15 protein-coding genes are annotated in these 15,453 nt (G+C 49.2%); 8 read left to right on the forward strand and 7 right to left on the reverse strand.

Going from position 1 to position 15,453, the window contains the following annotated elements; translation table 11 throughout:
* The 4 genes from DBZ16_RS07080 to DBZ16_RS07095 form a co-directional block, all read left to right on the forward strand.
* On the forward strand, positions 1-413 hold a 413-nt coding region (locus tag DBZ16_RS07080), incomplete at its 5' end, for a DUF2345 domain-containing protein (RefSeq protein WP_159070312.1).
* A complete protein-coding gene (locus tag DBZ16_RS07085) occupies positions 410-2,674 on the forward strand; it encodes a hypothetical protein (RefSeq protein ID WP_107813481.1) in 2,265 nt (754 codons plus the stop codon). The genes DBZ16_RS07080 and DBZ16_RS07085, both read left to right, overlap by 4 nt.
* Before the next feature lie 16 nt (positions 2,675-2,690).
* Positions 2,691-3,740 (forward strand): T6SS immunity protein Tli4 family protein, encoded by a 1,050-nt coding sequence (locus DBZ16_RS07090; RefSeq protein WP_240600275.1) that lies wholly within the window; start codon positions 2,691-2,693, stop codon positions 3,738-3,740.
* A 176-nt stretch (positions 3,741-3,916) separates the two neighbouring features.
* Positions 3,917-4,519, forward strand: coding sequence for a DUF4112 domain-containing protein (locus DBZ16_RS07095; protein WP_107813482.1), 603 nt, complete (start codon positions 3,917-3,919; stop codon positions 4,517-4,519).
* Between the two features lie 379 nt (positions 4,520-4,898).
* On the opposite strand, the gene DBZ16_RS15390 is transcribed toward DBZ16_RS07095, so the two are convergent.
* The 4 genes from DBZ16_RS15390 to DBZ16_RS07115 all read right to left on the reverse strand — a co-directional run bounded on the left by DBZ16_RS15390 (position 4,899) and on the right by DBZ16_RS07115 (position 7,584).
* A complete protein-coding gene (locus DBZ16_RS15390) occupies positions 4,899-5,060 on the reverse strand; it encodes a hypothetical protein (protein WP_167390271.1) in 162 nt (53 codons plus the stop codon).
* Between the two features lie 74 nt (positions 5,061-5,134).
* Positions 5,135-5,605 carry a recombination regulator RecX gene (recX, locus tag DBZ16_RS07100; protein WP_107813483.1) on the reverse strand — a complete coding sequence of 157 codons (471 nt, stop codon included), beginning with the start codon at positions 5,603-5,605 and terminating at the stop codon, positions 5,135-5,137.
* Positions 5,606-5,805: 200 nt separating this feature from the next.
* Positions 5,806-6,516 carry a phosphoglycolate phosphatase gene (locus DBZ16_RS07105; RefSeq protein WP_107813484.1) on the reverse strand — a complete coding sequence of 237 codons (711 nt, stop codon included), beginning with the start codon at positions 6,514-6,516 and terminating at the stop codon, positions 5,806-5,808.
* 603 nt (positions 6,517-7,119) lie between these two features.
* Positions 7,120-7,584, reverse strand: coding sequence for an Lrp/AsnC ligand binding domain-containing protein (locus DBZ16_RS07115; protein ID WP_003764370.1), 465 nt, complete (start codon positions 7,582-7,584; stop codon positions 7,120-7,122).
* Positions 7,585-8,004: 420 nt separating this feature from the next.
* On the opposite strand from DBZ16_RS07115, the gene DBZ16_RS07125 reads away from it, so the two are divergent.
* From DBZ16_RS07125 to DBZ16_RS07140, 4 genes are all read left to right on the forward strand, one after another.
* Positions 8,005-8,775 carry a sulfite exporter TauE/SafE family protein gene (locus tag DBZ16_RS07125; protein WP_107813485.1) on the forward strand — a complete coding sequence of 257 codons (771 nt, stop codon included), beginning with the start codon at positions 8,005-8,007 and terminating at the stop codon, positions 8,773-8,775.
* A 104-nt stretch (positions 8,776-8,879) separates the two neighbouring features.
* A complete protein-coding gene (gene aroC / locus DBZ16_RS07130; protein ID WP_107813486.1) occupies positions 8,880-9,971 on the forward strand; it encodes a chorismate synthase in 1,092 nt (363 codons plus the stop codon).
* Between the two features lie 103 nt (positions 9,972-10,074).
* Positions 10,075-10,668 (forward strand): type II secretion system protein GspG, encoded by a 594-nt coding sequence (locus tag DBZ16_RS07135; RefSeq protein WP_107813487.1) that lies wholly within the window; start codon positions 10,075-10,077, stop codon positions 10,666-10,668.
* A 288-nt stretch (positions 10,669-10,956) separates the two neighbouring features.
* On the forward strand, positions 10,957-11,421 hold the full coding sequence (locus DBZ16_RS07140) for a ProQ/FINO family protein (RefSeq protein WP_107813488.1): 465 nt from the start codon (positions 10,957-10,959) through the stop codon (positions 11,419-11,421).
* A 597-nt stretch (positions 11,422-12,018) separates the two neighbouring features.
* On the opposite strand, the gene DBZ16_RS07150 is transcribed toward DBZ16_RS07140, so the two are convergent.
* The 3 genes from DBZ16_RS07150 to mutY all read right to left on the reverse strand — a co-directional run bounded on the left by DBZ16_RS07150 (position 12,019) and on the right by mutY (position 15,430).
* Positions 12,019-12,642, reverse strand: a complete 624-nt coding sequence (locus DBZ16_RS07150) for a phosphoribosylanthranilate isomerase (protein WP_107813490.1) — start codon at positions 12,640-12,642, stop codon at positions 12,019-12,021.
* Positions 12,643-12,802: 160 nt separating this feature from the next.
* A complete protein-coding gene (locus DBZ16_RS07155) occupies positions 12,803-14,272 on the reverse strand; it encodes a protein adenylyltransferase SelO (RefSeq protein ID WP_107813491.1) in 1,470 nt (489 codons plus the stop codon).
* A gap of 78 nt (positions 14,273-14,350) precedes the next feature.
* Positions 14,351-15,430, reverse strand: coding sequence for an A/G-specific adenine glycosylase (gene mutY / locus DBZ16_RS07160; RefSeq protein ID WP_167390272.1), 1,080 nt, complete (start codon positions 15,428-15,430; stop codon positions 14,351-14,353).
* Positions 15,431-15,453 lie beyond the last annotated feature (23 nt).

Raw genomic sequence — 15,453 nt, forward strand, 5'->3', positions numbered from 1 at the left:
AGCTGAATGCGCTGAAGGACGCGGTGCTGACCAGTAGTTCAGGCAGAGTAAATATTGCAGCGCAAGAGGAAGTTTTAATTACCTGTAAAGGCGCATACATCAAATTCTCGAATGGAGAAATTGAGATAGGCAGTCCGAAGCTGGTGCGGGTGAAGGCGCCGTTGGAGGTGACTGGGTCTCAGAGCTTGAGTCATATGTTTAATAATATGCCTAAATCAAAATTTGATCAGGAAGTAATCGTTACCACTTTAAATGGAAGCCCGATTGTAAACCGCCGATTTGTTCTAACACGTGCTGACGGTACCAAAATACGGGGGACTACGGATGCAAATGGTAGTACCGGCATTCAGCGCAATGATTCTACTATGGAAAAATTTACCTTGACTCTTTTGCCTAAGGACAAGAAGAAATGATTGACCCAAACATTAAATTAAATCCGACATTGGATAAAAACGGCAATCCGACCGCGCAAGCGAGGATGACATCTACGGAAGATCAGCAAAAATGCCAGATGGAGATTGCACGCTATATGCCGATCATGCTTCTCCCCGGTATTATGGGATCCAATCTGCTATATCGAAACGGTTGGGTAAAGCCCAGTCAAAAATCTGAATCAGGAGAGTCGGCTAAAGATGTTGAAAACGGAGAGGAGAATCAGGACAAGGATTGGGAGGAACTCAAGAAGGAGACAGTAGAAAAGTCATGGATGCCGCCAAACGGTCTATTAAAATCAATAGGTGCAGTGTTTAAAGATGGCCTGTTTCGCAGGGTAAAAGCACGTCATCGCGAAATTCATCAAGAATTGACTGCTGTCGATTGGCGAGGGCCGATAATACATATTCCTAAAAATCCTATAAGAACTAATACTGAATGTTTGAAAAATAAGATTTTAAAGGCCGGTGAGCAGCGACACAATCTCAAAATGGCACAACTGCAGAAAAGTCCTTCTTCTGATTCTTCGGAAATTCGTGATGAGCAAAAACAATATGAGGAATGGAAAGAAAGATGGGAAAATGGAAAACCCCGTCCTAAAGAGTTAGTCAAAGAACAATTGCGTTTTCGAGGCTGGGGAACGGTTAATGCCGATGCTTATCAAGATTTTGCGGTTTTTTTAGAAAATAATCTGAATAATTTGGCTCAAGATATTCGAGATGCTGCTAAAACCAGTAATGGAAATCAAAGTGGAACAAATGGCTTGAGTGATAGTGATTATGCGAATTTTGTTACAAAGAAAATAGATACGCAGCCTTGGAAAGCCGTATTGGCAAGGATAGATCGATATATCATCAATCGTGACAAAGAGCAGCCAAAGTTGGAAAAGCCTTTATCTAAACAGAAGTCCAGCGTTGAAGCACAGAAAATGTTGGCGGAATGGCTGAAAAAAGTGGTGAATTATCAGTTTCCTGTTTATATATGCGGTTACAACTGGTTGCGTGACAATGCTGAATCGGGGACTGGGTACCATACGAAGTCTTTAGAGTATTTGGAATCAAAAAAAGAGGATGGTACCAATTTCCCCTTTGGTCCCAGTGACTTGAATAGCAGGATCCAGCGAGCATTGGAAGAATGCAATAGTGAACAATTTTTGATTCTTACCCATTCCATGGGCGGTTTGGTAACGCGTGCATATGCAAAGCAGGCAACCAGCGATGAGCCGGGTAAAACTAAAAACGCTGATAAAATTTGCGGTATTTTTCATAATGTTATGCCCGCTACGGGTTCTCCTGCTTTTTATAAACGGTTAAGGGCAGGTTTTAGTAATGAACCGCCCCCGCGCCATTTTTATGAATACTTCATGCCGACTTTATGGGTGAGTGCATTGAAAGAGGCGGGATTGGCTGTGGTATTGGGTTTTACCTCACGCGCAACTTCCCCCATTTTGCTCAATTCGCCTGGTGCCATGCAGCTGACTCCTTGGCCGAATTATACCCCCTGTCGCTTTAGTGGAGATAATGTAAGTGATCCCAATGCTTGGCTTCATGTGGCAGATGATGAGGGCAAAAATATACGCTTCAGTTTCAATACTAAGGAACTCTATCAAAATTATGATAAATGGTTTGGTTTGTGGCCGACCAAGCCGAAAAATCTTAATGATGGACAACAAGAAGAGCAGATAGACCGCATCAATTTTAATCCGAATGGTACAAAGACTATTTTTCAAAAAGACAAAGTGGATGAGGATATTTTTGAAAAAAACTTAGAAAGAGTAGAAAAATTTCAAGAAAAGCATGCTACTTACTATTTGACTGATGACAATAAAACTCGAATCAGTCTTTGTGACAGTAAAGACCATCTCACCTGGGATACTATTAAATGGGTGAGTGATAGGAATTTCCCTGAAGACTTGACTAAGCAAGAGTTGATCGAGGCGGTATTAACTAAGCCTAAAGATTCCGGACCTAGAGGTACGGTAAAAATGAAACTGAGGGGTGAAGATTACTTTCTTCATCTTACTGAAAAAAAGAGGACAGACAGAGGAGATGGTACCGTCCCTACTGCTTCGGGAGGAGCACCGATTACCCAAGGCTTTTTTGATAGAAAAGATGTATTGGTAACCGGAAATAAAAATGTAGGCGGCTACGAGCATGGTTCTTCATATAATTTTGATGAAGTCCGCCATGATGCCTTGTTTGCTGTTTTAGAATCTGTCGCTTTACGCGGACAGGAAGATTAATCTCTTCAAGGAGCTTATGATGAAACCGATCGCTAGTGTATTGCTGACAGTTTCCATGCTTGCTGCATGTACCCCTACCGTTTCAACACTTACAGAAAGGAATCCTTCCATGACCACCGCTTCTTCATCTATCGATACCGTCTACTGGACCGAACAGCCCTATTGCAGCGGTCGCTATCAATTGCGCCTGCCGTCCCAACGTCGTCACGGCAGTACACACATTGATTACAACGGTTGGAGCGTGATGGTTATGTTTAACGACTGGAATAGAAATGTTAGTACCATCAATGAGACTAAGCAAAATGGTCGAGATGGAACCGATATTGTTGTTGACACCCGTACTCTAATTCCAGGGCGGGCGATGATGCAGGTAACGCGTAGTGATTTTGATTGGGATGGTAGATATGTTAAGAAACATGGTATGCCCTACGAAGCCTATTTATATTTTAAGCTGGATAATAACGATGCTTATATCGTACGCAGCTATTTCTATATTCCCGCCGAAAACGGCAAAGCACCTGCCAACTGGAAAACCAAAGAGAAAGAATTGATAGATGGCATGGAGAAAAAATTCCGTCAAGATTTCCTGAATAACTTACGTGTACGTCAAGAGTTTGAAGTACCGAATCGGTATGGTATCTGCCTGATAGGCGGTTTTATTGCGGACGATGGCAAAAAACCGTTTACAGCGCATACAACTGTCGAATTTGCCAAGCAACATGATATGAGTCTGGAAATCATGCATGGCGACGAGCTTGAGAAAGGCGAACCCACGCTGCTGCAACGGGATATCGCTCCAGAAAAAAGCGCATTGGCAAAAATCTTTAAAATCACAGGCTACCGTACCATCCGCCAAGGCCAGCGTACCATTAACGGCATGTCTGGTACGGAAAAACTGATCAAGTGGGATGGTAACAAATATATGTTGATTTGGGAGCGAGACGGCGGCAATCCGCGCATCATGATGCAGTTTGGTACCGAGAAGAAAGACGGAACGAAGCGCAGCGAAGCTGAAGTCCTTGCTATTTGGGATACCGTTCTGCCAACTTTAAAACCAATCAAATAATGTAAGCGGCGAACTGAAGGTCGTCTGAAATATGGTTTTCAATATTTGAAACCGTATTTTCAGACGACCTTGCGTCACAAACAGCCATACTGCAATTGGCTTTTATAGAGAATGACCGTAAGCAGTAATGACGTTGCACCGTTCTAAAATTCATTAACCCATTACAAGAAAACATAATGAAGCACACACCTATACCTTATGAGCGTCAGGAAATCATCCGACGTGAACGCGAGTTGGCTAAATATGCCAATACTATGGATAGTTTGTTTTGCATTCCTTTTACCAAACAAGGAATCGGCGTTGATGCCATATTGTCGCTGATTCCTTTTGTCGGGGATATTGCCGGGCTTTTGTTGACGATGAAGGCTTTTCGCATGGGACGGGAGTTGGGCGTGCCGGATCATAAAATGCGTCCGGCTGTATATCTTGCTTTTGCGGATATGGTGCTCGGCATGATTCCTGTTGTCGGTACGCTTATCGATATTTTCTTGCAACCGAGCCGCCGTACTTTGAAAGTCATCAATGAACATGTGCGCAGTGAGTATGGCATCGACTACGACATACATTTGGAGCGTCCGTTTATGCACGCGGCTTTGGAGAAGAAGCAACAGCAATCAGACTTTTGGTGCAAACCTGTTGCTGCTTGGCTTTATCTGCATCTGCCTGATTTTTTCGGTTTGATTGTGCTGGTGTTGATGGGCTGGATAACGGTTGTAGTAAGTAGATGGGCGTGGAGCGGTATGACTTATTTGTTCCACGCTGTTGCCGGTTGGTTTTGAATGTTTGTGATTTGAACGGATATACAATTTATTGTGAATGGCTTTAAACCTGTTTGGTGTTGTTGAGACTGAGCTTAAATGCATCTTGATAAATTGGAAAAGGTCGTCTGAAAAATCGATATTTGATTTTTCAGACGACCTGAGACCTTTGCAATAACATAGGTTACTAAAATTTTATGCTCAATCTCATTTTCAAAATGCAAAACCTTTCTGATTTTTCCTACTTTTTGCTCAATATTAGGAAGGTTTTAGTCAATTGAATTTTTTTGGCGCATTTTTATGCGTCAAATTTCGTTAACAGACTATTTTTGCAAAGGTCTCGACCTTTCTGCAAGGTGAGAACAGTTGTAGAAAATGGGATGGAGGGGGCGTGAGAAATTTAGTTGAACCAAAAACGGAAGACTAAATAGAACACTAAAGCCAATACGCCCGCCCATACGATAACCATAAATCCGGCAACAGCCCGACCGAGTCGGTAAACGGGGTTTTTGCGTTCGTCTTCCAAAAGCGGATTGGGGGTGTTGCGTTGTTCTTCAGACATGGTTATCTCGGTTGTGAATGGTTGGCAAAAGCGTAAGGGTACGCCGATGGACATGAAGATTCAAGCGGGGCGTTTCAATTTTCTCCGTACTCAAAAATATCGTCTTCGTCCCAACTGCTTTTGAGCGCGGCGTGGATGGTGTCCATGTCGAATCCGCGATAGGCGAGGAAGCGCGCTTGTTTTTGTTTGTCTTTTAAATCGGCGGCGGGCTGTTTGAATTTTTTGCGCAACACGGCGATTGCGGTTTGCAGTTCGCGCGCTTTGTCGGGCATAAATTCGCGGCTGAGGGTTTCGTCTATGCCTTGCTGCGCCAATGCCTGTTTCAGACGCAGGGAGCCGTGTTGGCGGCTTTTGCTGTGGATGTAGGCTTCGGCGTAGCGTTGGTCGGATTGCCAGTTACGTTCGGCAAATTCGTCCAACACGTTTTCCAATTCTTCTTCGCTTTCGGCATACGGGGCGAGCTTGCGCTTGAGTCCGACGCGGCTGATTTCCTGTCGGGAAAGGATGTCCATCGCGCGGGCGCGCAGGGATTTTTGGGGTTTCATGCAGAGGTCGTCTGAAAAGGTCGATTCGTAGGTTAGATTCTTGAATCTGACTTGCGGGTTGTAGGATGGAGGAGAGATAAGAAACTTTCATTCCGTCATTCTCTTTGTTCGGGAATGACGAATCTTTTTATTTCCACTGCTCTATTTTCAGACGACCTTTTGAAGCAGGAATAAAGGTCGTCTGAAAACAAGGATACTGATTATTCGTCGTCCTCCGCTTTTTTCGGTTGCAGATTTTCGTAGATTTCGGGCAGCGAACCGATAATCCAGTCGGGCTTGGTCGCTTTGTCTTGCGAGAGCAGGGTCATGTCGCCGTAGCCGAAGGTCACGCCGACGCTGAGGCAGCCGGCGGCTTTGGCGGCGATGATGTCGTTGCGGGAGTCGCCGACCATAATCATGTTGGCAGGATCAATGCCCAAGACTTCGGCGGCGTGTTGCAGCGGCAGAGGGCTGGGTTTCTTTTCGGGCAGGCTGTCGCCGCCGAGGATCAGGCTGAAGTAGTCGGCGAGTCCAAGCTGTTTCAAGAGTTCGGCGGCGAGGATTTCGTTTTTGTTGGTGATGACCACCAGCGGGATGCCCAGGGATTTGAGCAATGCCAGTCCGGCTTCGGTTTCGGAGTAGGGGCGGGTGAAGTCGCTCAAGTGGTCGCGGTAGTATTTCATGTAGAACACGAAGCCTTTTTCCCATAAATCGGGCGCGGCTTCTTGGTCGCGGTCGTTGGTGATGACGCGGTGGACGAGTTTGCCGATGCCGTCGCCGACGTAGCCTTCTATGGTTTTGGCGGGCAGTGGCTCCATGCCGAGATATTCGCGCATGGCTTCGGCTGCGGCGGCAAGGTCGAGAACGGAATCGCATAATGTGCCGTCCAAATCAAAGGCGGCGGCTTGGACGTGTTCAATGGCGGCGGTCATGATGTGTTTTACTCGTAGATGAAAGAGGCGCGTATTTTAGCATTGATTCGGCAGGCAAGGCTTGGAGGATGCTGGTGCTGGCTTGGTGTTTGGTTTGCAGCGGGTGACTTTTATAGTGGATTAACTTTAAACCAGTACGGCGTTGCCTCGCCTTGCCGTACTATTTGTACTGTCTGCGGCTTCGTCGCCTTGTCCTGATTTAAAGTTAATCCACTATATTCGGAAGCGGCGTACTAAGATTGATGAAATAGAGTTACAACTTAAATATTCCAATAAATTAATTTAGAAATTTTACAAGAAAGATACTTGCCTAAAATTTTATTTTCATGGATAATCCGATTCGTTAGCTGGTTCGAGTAGTCAGTTAATAGTTTCTCCTCTATTTCTCCTTTGTAGACTTGGCACACATTCAGTTGGATGTGTGCATTTTTTTTGTTTGCAGGTTTGGCGAGAAGATGCTTGGATTTGATGGGGAAGGGATGTGTTTGAACGCGTTAAAGCCTCTTGGTTGATAGCGTTCCTCTCGGTTGTATAAAAGGTATTTTGAAAAAAGGTCGTCTGAACGTTATAAACTTTCAGACGACCTTTTTTAATGTAGTTAAATCACTCTAAGTCTAACACAGCCGTTTCTTTGACCTCTTCCATAACGACATAGCTGCGGCTTTCCGCTGCCGCAGGCAGGTGCAGCAGGATATTGCCCAACATATCCCGATAGGCAGCCATATTGGGCAGGCGGACTTTGATCAGGTAATCATATTCGCCGGATACGAGGTGACATTCTAAAATTTGCGGAATCCGCATGATTTCACGGCGGAAATCTTCAAAAATATTGCCCGATTTGGAACGCAGCTTCAGCTCGACAAAGACCAGCAGGCTTTGCCCGAGTTGGTGCGGGTTGAGGCGGGCATGATAGCCGGTAATAAAATTGTCGCGCTCGAGTCGGCGGACGCGTTCGGTAACCGGAGTGGTGGATAATCCGACTTTTTCTGCCAACTCCGTCATGGGTGTGCGGGCATTTTGCTGAAGGATTTTCAGGATTTTCAGGTCGGTTTTGTCTAATTCTTTCATCGCGGAGTTTCTTTCAACTGAGCTGAAACGCATCATTTGGGCAGATGGATAAAACGCAGGGCTGGATAATGCAAAGCCGCCCTTGTTTTAAGTTGACCCACTATATCTTTAAAGCGGCTGAAAAGAAAGTCAGTCAGCGTCAATGGCATTGCGCTTTTGCGGCATCGGGTCAAGCAGGTCGTCTGAAAACGGTTTTGTCCCTGGTCGTACTTATAGGCAGGAAAACAAGAAAGGGCGGATTCTAATGGAGGAACGCCTCTTCCGCAATGTGAGTCACTGAATCTAAACGGAAAGGTCGTCTGAAACGGGTGTGTGGCAATGCGTCGCGGATTGGTTTTCAGTTAAAATACCGCCTGTTTCAGATAGCATTCCGCCACAATCGTGCGACACCGATAAGGTGGCATTTTCAAGGGAGAGGCTATGCCCGTAGATTCGTTTTTCTATCTTTTGCTCCTCACCGGATTTTGTGCCGGACTGATGGACGCGGCGGTTGGCGGCGGCGGGCTGTTGCAAATTCCCGGACTGTTCAACCTGCTGCCGAATTCCACGCCTGTCGCTTCGGTGATGGGCGTGAATAAGTTTGCCTCCTGCTGCGGGACGGTTACTGCGACGGGGCAATATCTGCGCAGAATCCCCGTGCCGTGGAAAATGCTGTTGCCCGCCGCCGTGCTGGCTTTTGCCGCTTCCTATCTGGGCGCGAAAGCTGTGGTCTTTTTCCCTGTGCAATATATGAAACCGGCGATGCTGGTCATCATGATTGCCATGTGTGTTTATACCTTTATCAAAAAAGATTTGGGACAAACGGTGCGCACCGAAAAATTGACGCGCCGCGAAACCTTGTGGGGCTTGTTTTTTGGCGCATTAATCGGTTTTTACGACGGCATTTTCGGACCGGGTACGGGCAGCCTTTTGGCTTTCGTGTTCGTCCGTTTTTACGGCTACGATTTTCTGACGGCAAACGCATCGGCAAAAGTCATCAACTCGACCACCAATCTTGCCGCATTGACATTTTTCATTCCGCAAGGGCATGTTGTTTGGGCGTGGGCAATCCCGCTTGCGCTGGCGAATTTGTGCGGCGGTGTGGTCGGCGCGAAATTGGCGATACGCGGCGGAACCCAGTTTCTGCGTTATGGATTTATGGTGTTGCTGTGCCTGACCATAGGCAAATTCGCTTGGGATTTGATTCGATAACAGAAGGCGCGCAGCAGGCAAGATTCGCCCGCTGAAAGCGTTTCAGACGACCTTTGTATGCTAAAATCCGTCATCTTTCAGTATATGACCGATAGAGGGAAAACATGGCAGGCAACACTTTCGGACAACTCTTCACCGTTACCACTTTCGGCGAAAGCCACGGCGCAGGTTTGGGCTGCATCATCGACGGCTGCCCGCCCGGACTGGCATTGAACGAATCAGACATCCAAGCCGACCTCGACCGGCGCAAACCCGGCACCAGCCGCCACGTTACCCAACGCCGCGAGGCCGACCAAGTCGAAATCCTCTCCGGAGTCTTCGAAGGCAAAACCACCGGTACACCCATCGCCCTCTTAATCCGCAATACCGACCAGCGCAGTAAAGACTACGGCAACATCGCCACCAGCTTTCGTCCCGGTCATGCCGACTATACCTACTGGCACAAATACGGCACGCGCGACTACCGCGGCGGCGGCAGAAGCTCCGCCCGCGAAACCGCCGCCCGCGTTGCCGCCGGAGCCGTTGCCAAAAAATGGCTGAAAGAAAAATTCGGCACGGAAATCACCGCCTACGTTACCCAAGTCGGCGAAAAAGAAATTCAGTTTGAAGGCTACGAACACATTTCCCAAAACCCCTTCTTCGCCGCCAACCAAAGCCAAATTGCCGAGCTGGAAAACTATATGGACAGCGTGCGCAAATCCTTGGATTCCGTCGGCGCGAAACTGCATATCGAAGCGGCCAACGTCCCCGTGGGCTTGGGTGAACCCGTTTTCGACCGCCTCGATGCCGAAATCGCCTACGCCATGATGGGCATCAACGCCGTCAAAGGCGTGGAAATCGGCGCAGGTTTCGGCAGCGTCGTCCAGCGCGGCAGCGAACACGGCGACGAACTCACCCCGCAAGGCTTCCTGTCCAACCACTCAGGCGGCATACTCGGCGGCATCAGCACCGGACAAGACATCCACGTCAACATCGCCATCAAACCCACCAGCTCCATCGCCACACCGCGCCGCAGCATAGACATCAACGGCAACCCCGTCGAACTCGCCACCCACGGCAGGCACGACCCCTGCGTCGGACTGCGCGCCGCTCCTATTGCCGAAGCTATGCTGGCATTGGTCTTGATCGACCACGCCCTGCGCCACCGCGCGCAAAATGCCGACGTAGTTGTCGATACGCCAGACATTACCAAGTAGTGCGGATAAAATCGAAAGAGGTCGTCTGAAAATGCCTATTCATATGATATTATGATATGGCATTTTTCAGACGACCTTAACGCTATATATTCAGAAACATTAAATGGAAAATACTGAAAACCACACACCCGTCGCGCCGCAGCCCAAAATCCACACCGCCGCCTATGTCCTTGCCGCCGTTTCCTTTATCCCGCTTATCGGTTTGCTCTTCGGCATAGCGGCTTTGGTGTTAAGCATATTGGGATGGCGCAAACGCGGTGCGAAAATCGTTGCCTTGATTGCCTCCTTAGGAATGTTATGCACTGTCGCGCTATACGGCGCATTGTTTTATTTCGGCTTTGTTCAGCGAGGAGGCGTGTACGACGAACTGAGGCAGCAACTGACGGTAAATACCTTGTCTACGTTGGTTTCCGAAATCGAATTCTACCGCCTGCAACACGGCGCTTATCCGGAGTCGCTGGAGCAGCTTCAAGAGTCCCAACCGAACAAGCCGATATTTATAGTCGATACAAGCAACACGCCGTTTAGTGCCGAACCTTTCCGATTGTTTTATTACGAACGCAGCGGCGATGCGCATTATTATTTGCGCAGCGTGGGCAATGATGGCAAAGCGTTTACTGCAGACGACATCTTGCCTCATATTGAACAGACCGAAAACAGCAAAATCGGCCTGCTCTTGCAAAAAGAAGCCAAGTAAAGATTGGATGGGCATTTCAAACCCTCTTCGCAGGCCGGCAAAATACGAAACGCTACATCTGCGCACTTGAGGTCGTCTGAAAACAAACATGGCGGATTGTGCCGAACGTTTTCAGACGACCTTTTCGCAACGCTATGGCGACAGGTGTATCGGCGCCGTCCGCAAATAAACATTTACAATCGAACATTCGCAAAAAAACTTAGCCAAAACACAGGCTTTATACTAAAATATCGCCATTACCGTGCCATAGCGAAACGCACGGCTTTATTTTAGAGGAATACAAACGACATGACACAAGAAACCGCTTTGGGCGCAGCTTTGAAATCCGCTGTCCAAACCATGAGCAAGAAAAAACAGACCGACATGATTGCCGACCACATCTACGGCAAATACGACGTCTTCAAACGATTCAAACCGCTGGCAGTCGGCATCGACCAAGACCTCGTTGCCGCGCTGCCCCAATACGATCCTGCCCTGATCGCCCGCGTTCTCGCCAACCATTGCCGCCGCCCCCGCTACCTCAAAGCCCTCGCGCGCGGTGGAAAACGTTTTGATTTGAACAACCGCTTCAAAGGCGAAGTCAGCGCGGAAGAACAAGCCATCGCCCAACAGCATCCGTTTGTCCAACAGGCCTTGGCAGAACAAGCCGAGCGTCAAGCAGCCAAACAGGCAGCGAAAACCGAGACGGTAGAAACCGAACAAGTCGGCGCAGCAGTCGAAACTGAAGAAGTGGCACAAAACAACGCCGAATAATATCGAATGATTTTAAAAGGTCGTCTGAAAACGGATTTTCTGTTTTCAGACGACCTTTTTTATGGATATTTCAAACTAACGGAGGAGGGGTAGAGGGAACACGCTTTGCGGTCATGATTTCCACTTTGGCAGGGGAGGCAAACGGTGGGTGTTCGTTGATTTTTTATCAGTGATTACACCTTTTCTAAAGATGGATTTTTGTATGCGTGAGAATGACAGTAGGGAAGGAATATATTGTTTTATTTGAGTTTATTTTGAAAATTGGAAAATCAAGATAAAAAAATGCGCATATCGTTTGGGATATGCGCCAAGTCTACAAAGGAGAAATAGAGGAGAAAAATCAAGCTGCATCAAGCAACTCAACGGGCGTCATTATGTATGAAAGGCATCGGTTTGTCAATTTTTTATATGCAAAAATTTTCTATTTTTTGAGGAAACGGCAGATTGCTGCCCAATTGGTGCTGTGTAATACGCTCGTTTTCCTAAAAATATTATATAAATCAATGAGTAATTTGTGTGTTGTATAAGATACAGGATGCTTGTTTCCGTATAAGGTGCATAAAATGCGTCAGTGGTTTTCGTCATCAAAAGAACGGTTTACCGGATGGCGCGGATGGATTGGATGAAGGCGGCCATTTTGGCTTCATCTTTGATGCCCCCGGCGCTTTCCACGCCGCCTGAAACATCGACTGCCGCCGCATTGCTGGTTTGGATGGCTTCTGCAATGTTTTGCGGGGTCAAGCCGCCTGCCAAAATCCAAGGTTTGGTCATATTGTCCGGCAGCAACGCCCAGTCGAAGCTTAGACCCGTACCGCCGTATTCATTGGGATGGTAGGCATCAAACAACAGGGCGCGGGCGTTGGGGAATCGGGTTTGCGCGGCTTCGATGTCTGAACCGGATTGGACGCGTATGGCTTTGAGATAGGGGCGGTCAAACTGACGGCAAAATTCATCGTCTTCGTCGCCGTGAAATTGGATGATGTCGATGGGTACTTGCCGGAGGGTTTCGCGGATGGTTTCCGCTGTTTCATTGACGAATAAGGCAACGACGGAGACGAAAGGGGGTAGGGCTGCTACGATTTTTTTTGCCTGTTCGGGCGTGACGGCGCGTTTGCTGGCTGCGTAAAAAACCAAGCCGATGGCATCGACGCCCAGTTCGGCGGCTTTTCGAGCGTCTTCGGGGCGGGTGATACCGCAGATTTTGATGCGGATGGTTTTCATCTGTTTTCCTTTTTGGTCAGTCTGTTTGGTTGCCGGCAAAAGATGTGTTTGCTTGAATGGGAACGGGCGTATTTTTGTTGATGTCGCTATCTTCGGTCAAGGTCGTCTGAAAATTTTCAGACGACCTTTTTGTCTGTTTTCGACTTGTCTGTTTCGACGTTTAACTTGAACAACTGACGCAAACCGGAATGCTGCCTTCGGGCGGCGGTTCGGCAAGGTCGGCGAACTCTGCCTGTTCGTCAAAGGGACGGGCGAGGCAGCGGCGCAGGCGTTCGATTTCGCGGTAGTCGCCGTTTCGGGCTTGGGCGATGGCTTGTTCGGCAAGGTAGTTGCGCAGGATGTAGAGCGGATTGGTTCGGCTCATGCGTGTTGCGCGTTCGGCGGGATCGCTGTTTTCGGCGCGCAGGCGCTGGCGGTAGCGTCCGAGCCAGCGGGTGAAGGCGGGTGGGACGCCGTTTTTGAAGGTTTGTTCGAGTTTGGGCGGGAGGGGTTCGCCGTGTGTATTGCTGACTTCGGACAGGTTTCTGAAAAACAGGGTGAAGTCGGTTTTTTGATCTTGCAGGGAGGCGAAGAGGTCAGCGATAAGGCTTTCGTCGTCTCTTTTGTCTGCTTGCTGCAAACCGAGTTTACGACGCATTTTTTCTAAATAGGTCGTCTGAAAAACTTCTGTCCAGCCGTCGATGAGCTGTTCGAGGATGTCGTGTGGGACGAGGGCGTCGAAGCAGGAGGCGAGGGCGGCGAAATTCCAATGGGCGACGAAGGGCTGGGCATTGTAGGCGTAGCGGCCTTGTGTGTCGGAGTGGTTGCAGACGTGGCGGCGGTCGTAGTCGTCGAGGAAACCGAATGGGCCGTAGTCTATGGTCAGCCCCAGTGCGGACATGTTGTCGGTATTCATCACGCCGTGGCAGAAACCGACGCTTTGCCATGCGGCGACGGTATCGGCGGTGCGGTTGCGGATTTGTTCCAACAGGGCGGCGTAGGGGTTGTCGGCATCTTGGCAGTCGGGGTAGTAATGCCGGATGAGGTAGTCGGCAAGTTGTTGGATTTCGGCTTCGCGGCCGGTGTAGTAGAAGTATTCGAAATGACCGAAACGCAGAAAACTCGGTGCGATGCGGGTGAGGACGGCGGCGGTTTCGACGGTTTCCCGATAAACGGGGTTGTCACTGCCGCACAGGGCGAGAGCGCGGGTTGTGGGGATGCCGAGACCGTGCATGGCTTCGGAACAGAGGTATTCGCGGATGGAGGAGCGCAAGACGGCGCGCCCGTCGGCAAAGCGTGAGTAGGGCGTTTTGCCTGCACCTTTGAGCTGCCATTCTTGGCGTTGTCCTGCGGTATCGACGGAATCGCCAATCAGGAGTGCGCGCCCGTCGCCGAGGCGTGGGGTATAAACGCCGAACTGATGGCCGCTGTAAACACTGGCAATGGGCGCGGGCGCGTATTGCGGCGCGTTGCCGCTGAGGTAGGCAAGGTTGGGGGTCGTCTGAAAATCTGTATCCAGATTCAACTCTGCCGCCAAATCGGTGTTGAAGGCGACCCAATAGGGCGCAGTCAGCGGCTCTGGGGAAATGCGGGAATAGAAAAACGGCGAGAGTTCGGCGAACTGTTGGGTAAGCAGGGGGAGGGTGTGCATGGGATTCCTGATGGGGGCGTACGGATATGTTTATTGTGTTTTAGAGTTGGATGCTGCGTGTTTGATTTTCAAGCATTTTCAAAACAATGCTTGCTGTCGTTGTTTCAAATAATCCGCCAGCGGTTTGGGCAAGCCGTAATCCGTCAAGTTTTCGGGTTTCACCCAAAGGCAGTTTGGCGGCAATGCTGTATTTTCAGGCGAGCTGGTTTGCGCTTCAAGCGGCGTAATCATCAATAAACGATGCGTCAGGCGGTAGGTAAGGGAGGCTTGCTCGGAAAGGTCGTCCCACGGAGAGGCTGCGCACTCTGAAAAAATGCCGAACTTCTCAGCGCAAGTGTATGTTTCGTCGAGTTTTTCAAAACACGGCACGCAATACAGCCCGCCCCAAATGCCTTTGGCAGGACGTTTTTCCAGCAAGATTGCGCCGTCTTGGTCGCGGACAATCAGCCAATAAAGCGGCAGGGTTTGTACTTCGGGGGCGGTTTTTTTACGCGGCAGTTCGGCGATACGATTTTGCTTTTTCGCTTCGCAGATGTCCGCCATCGGGCATTGGTGGCACAAGGGTTTTGTCCGTTTGCACACGGTTGCGCCCAAATCCATCAAACCTTGCGTGTAGGCGGGCATATCGGCGTTTTCAGACGGCAGCAGGCTTTCGGCAAGCGTCCAGAGCGAGTTTTCGAATTTTTTGTCCTGCGGATTGCCGTCGCGGGCGAAAACGCGGCAGAGTACGCGTTTGACGTTGCCGTCCAAAATGGTTTCGCGGCGGTTGAAGGCGAAGGCGCAAATGGCGGCGGCGGTGCTTCTGCCTACGCCGCAGAGGGTTTCTAAGTCTTTGCGCTCTGACGGAAACGTGCCGCCGAATTGTTCGACGACTTGTTGTGCGGCTTTGTGCAGATTGCGCGCGCGGCTGTAATAGCCCAAACCCGCCCACAGCGACAACACTTCGTCTTGCGGCGCGGCGGCAAGCGTTTGCACGGTCGGGAATTTTTCCAAGAAACGCGGATAGTAGTCTAAAACGGTGGCGACCTGCGTTTGCTGGAGCATAATTTCGGAAAGCCAGACGCAATAAGGGTTTTGCACCTGCCAAGGCAGGTGGTGGCGACCGTGTTGTTTTTGCCAGCGGATGAGCCGTTCGGAGAAGGGGATGGGTGTGTTCATTAATATCAATCGGGGGTTTTATT

It is taken from the genome of Neisseria sicca (assembly GCF_003044565.1).
Lineage (GTDB): Bacteria > Pseudomonadota > Gammaproteobacteria > Burkholderiales > Neisseriaceae > Neisseria > Neisseria sicca_A.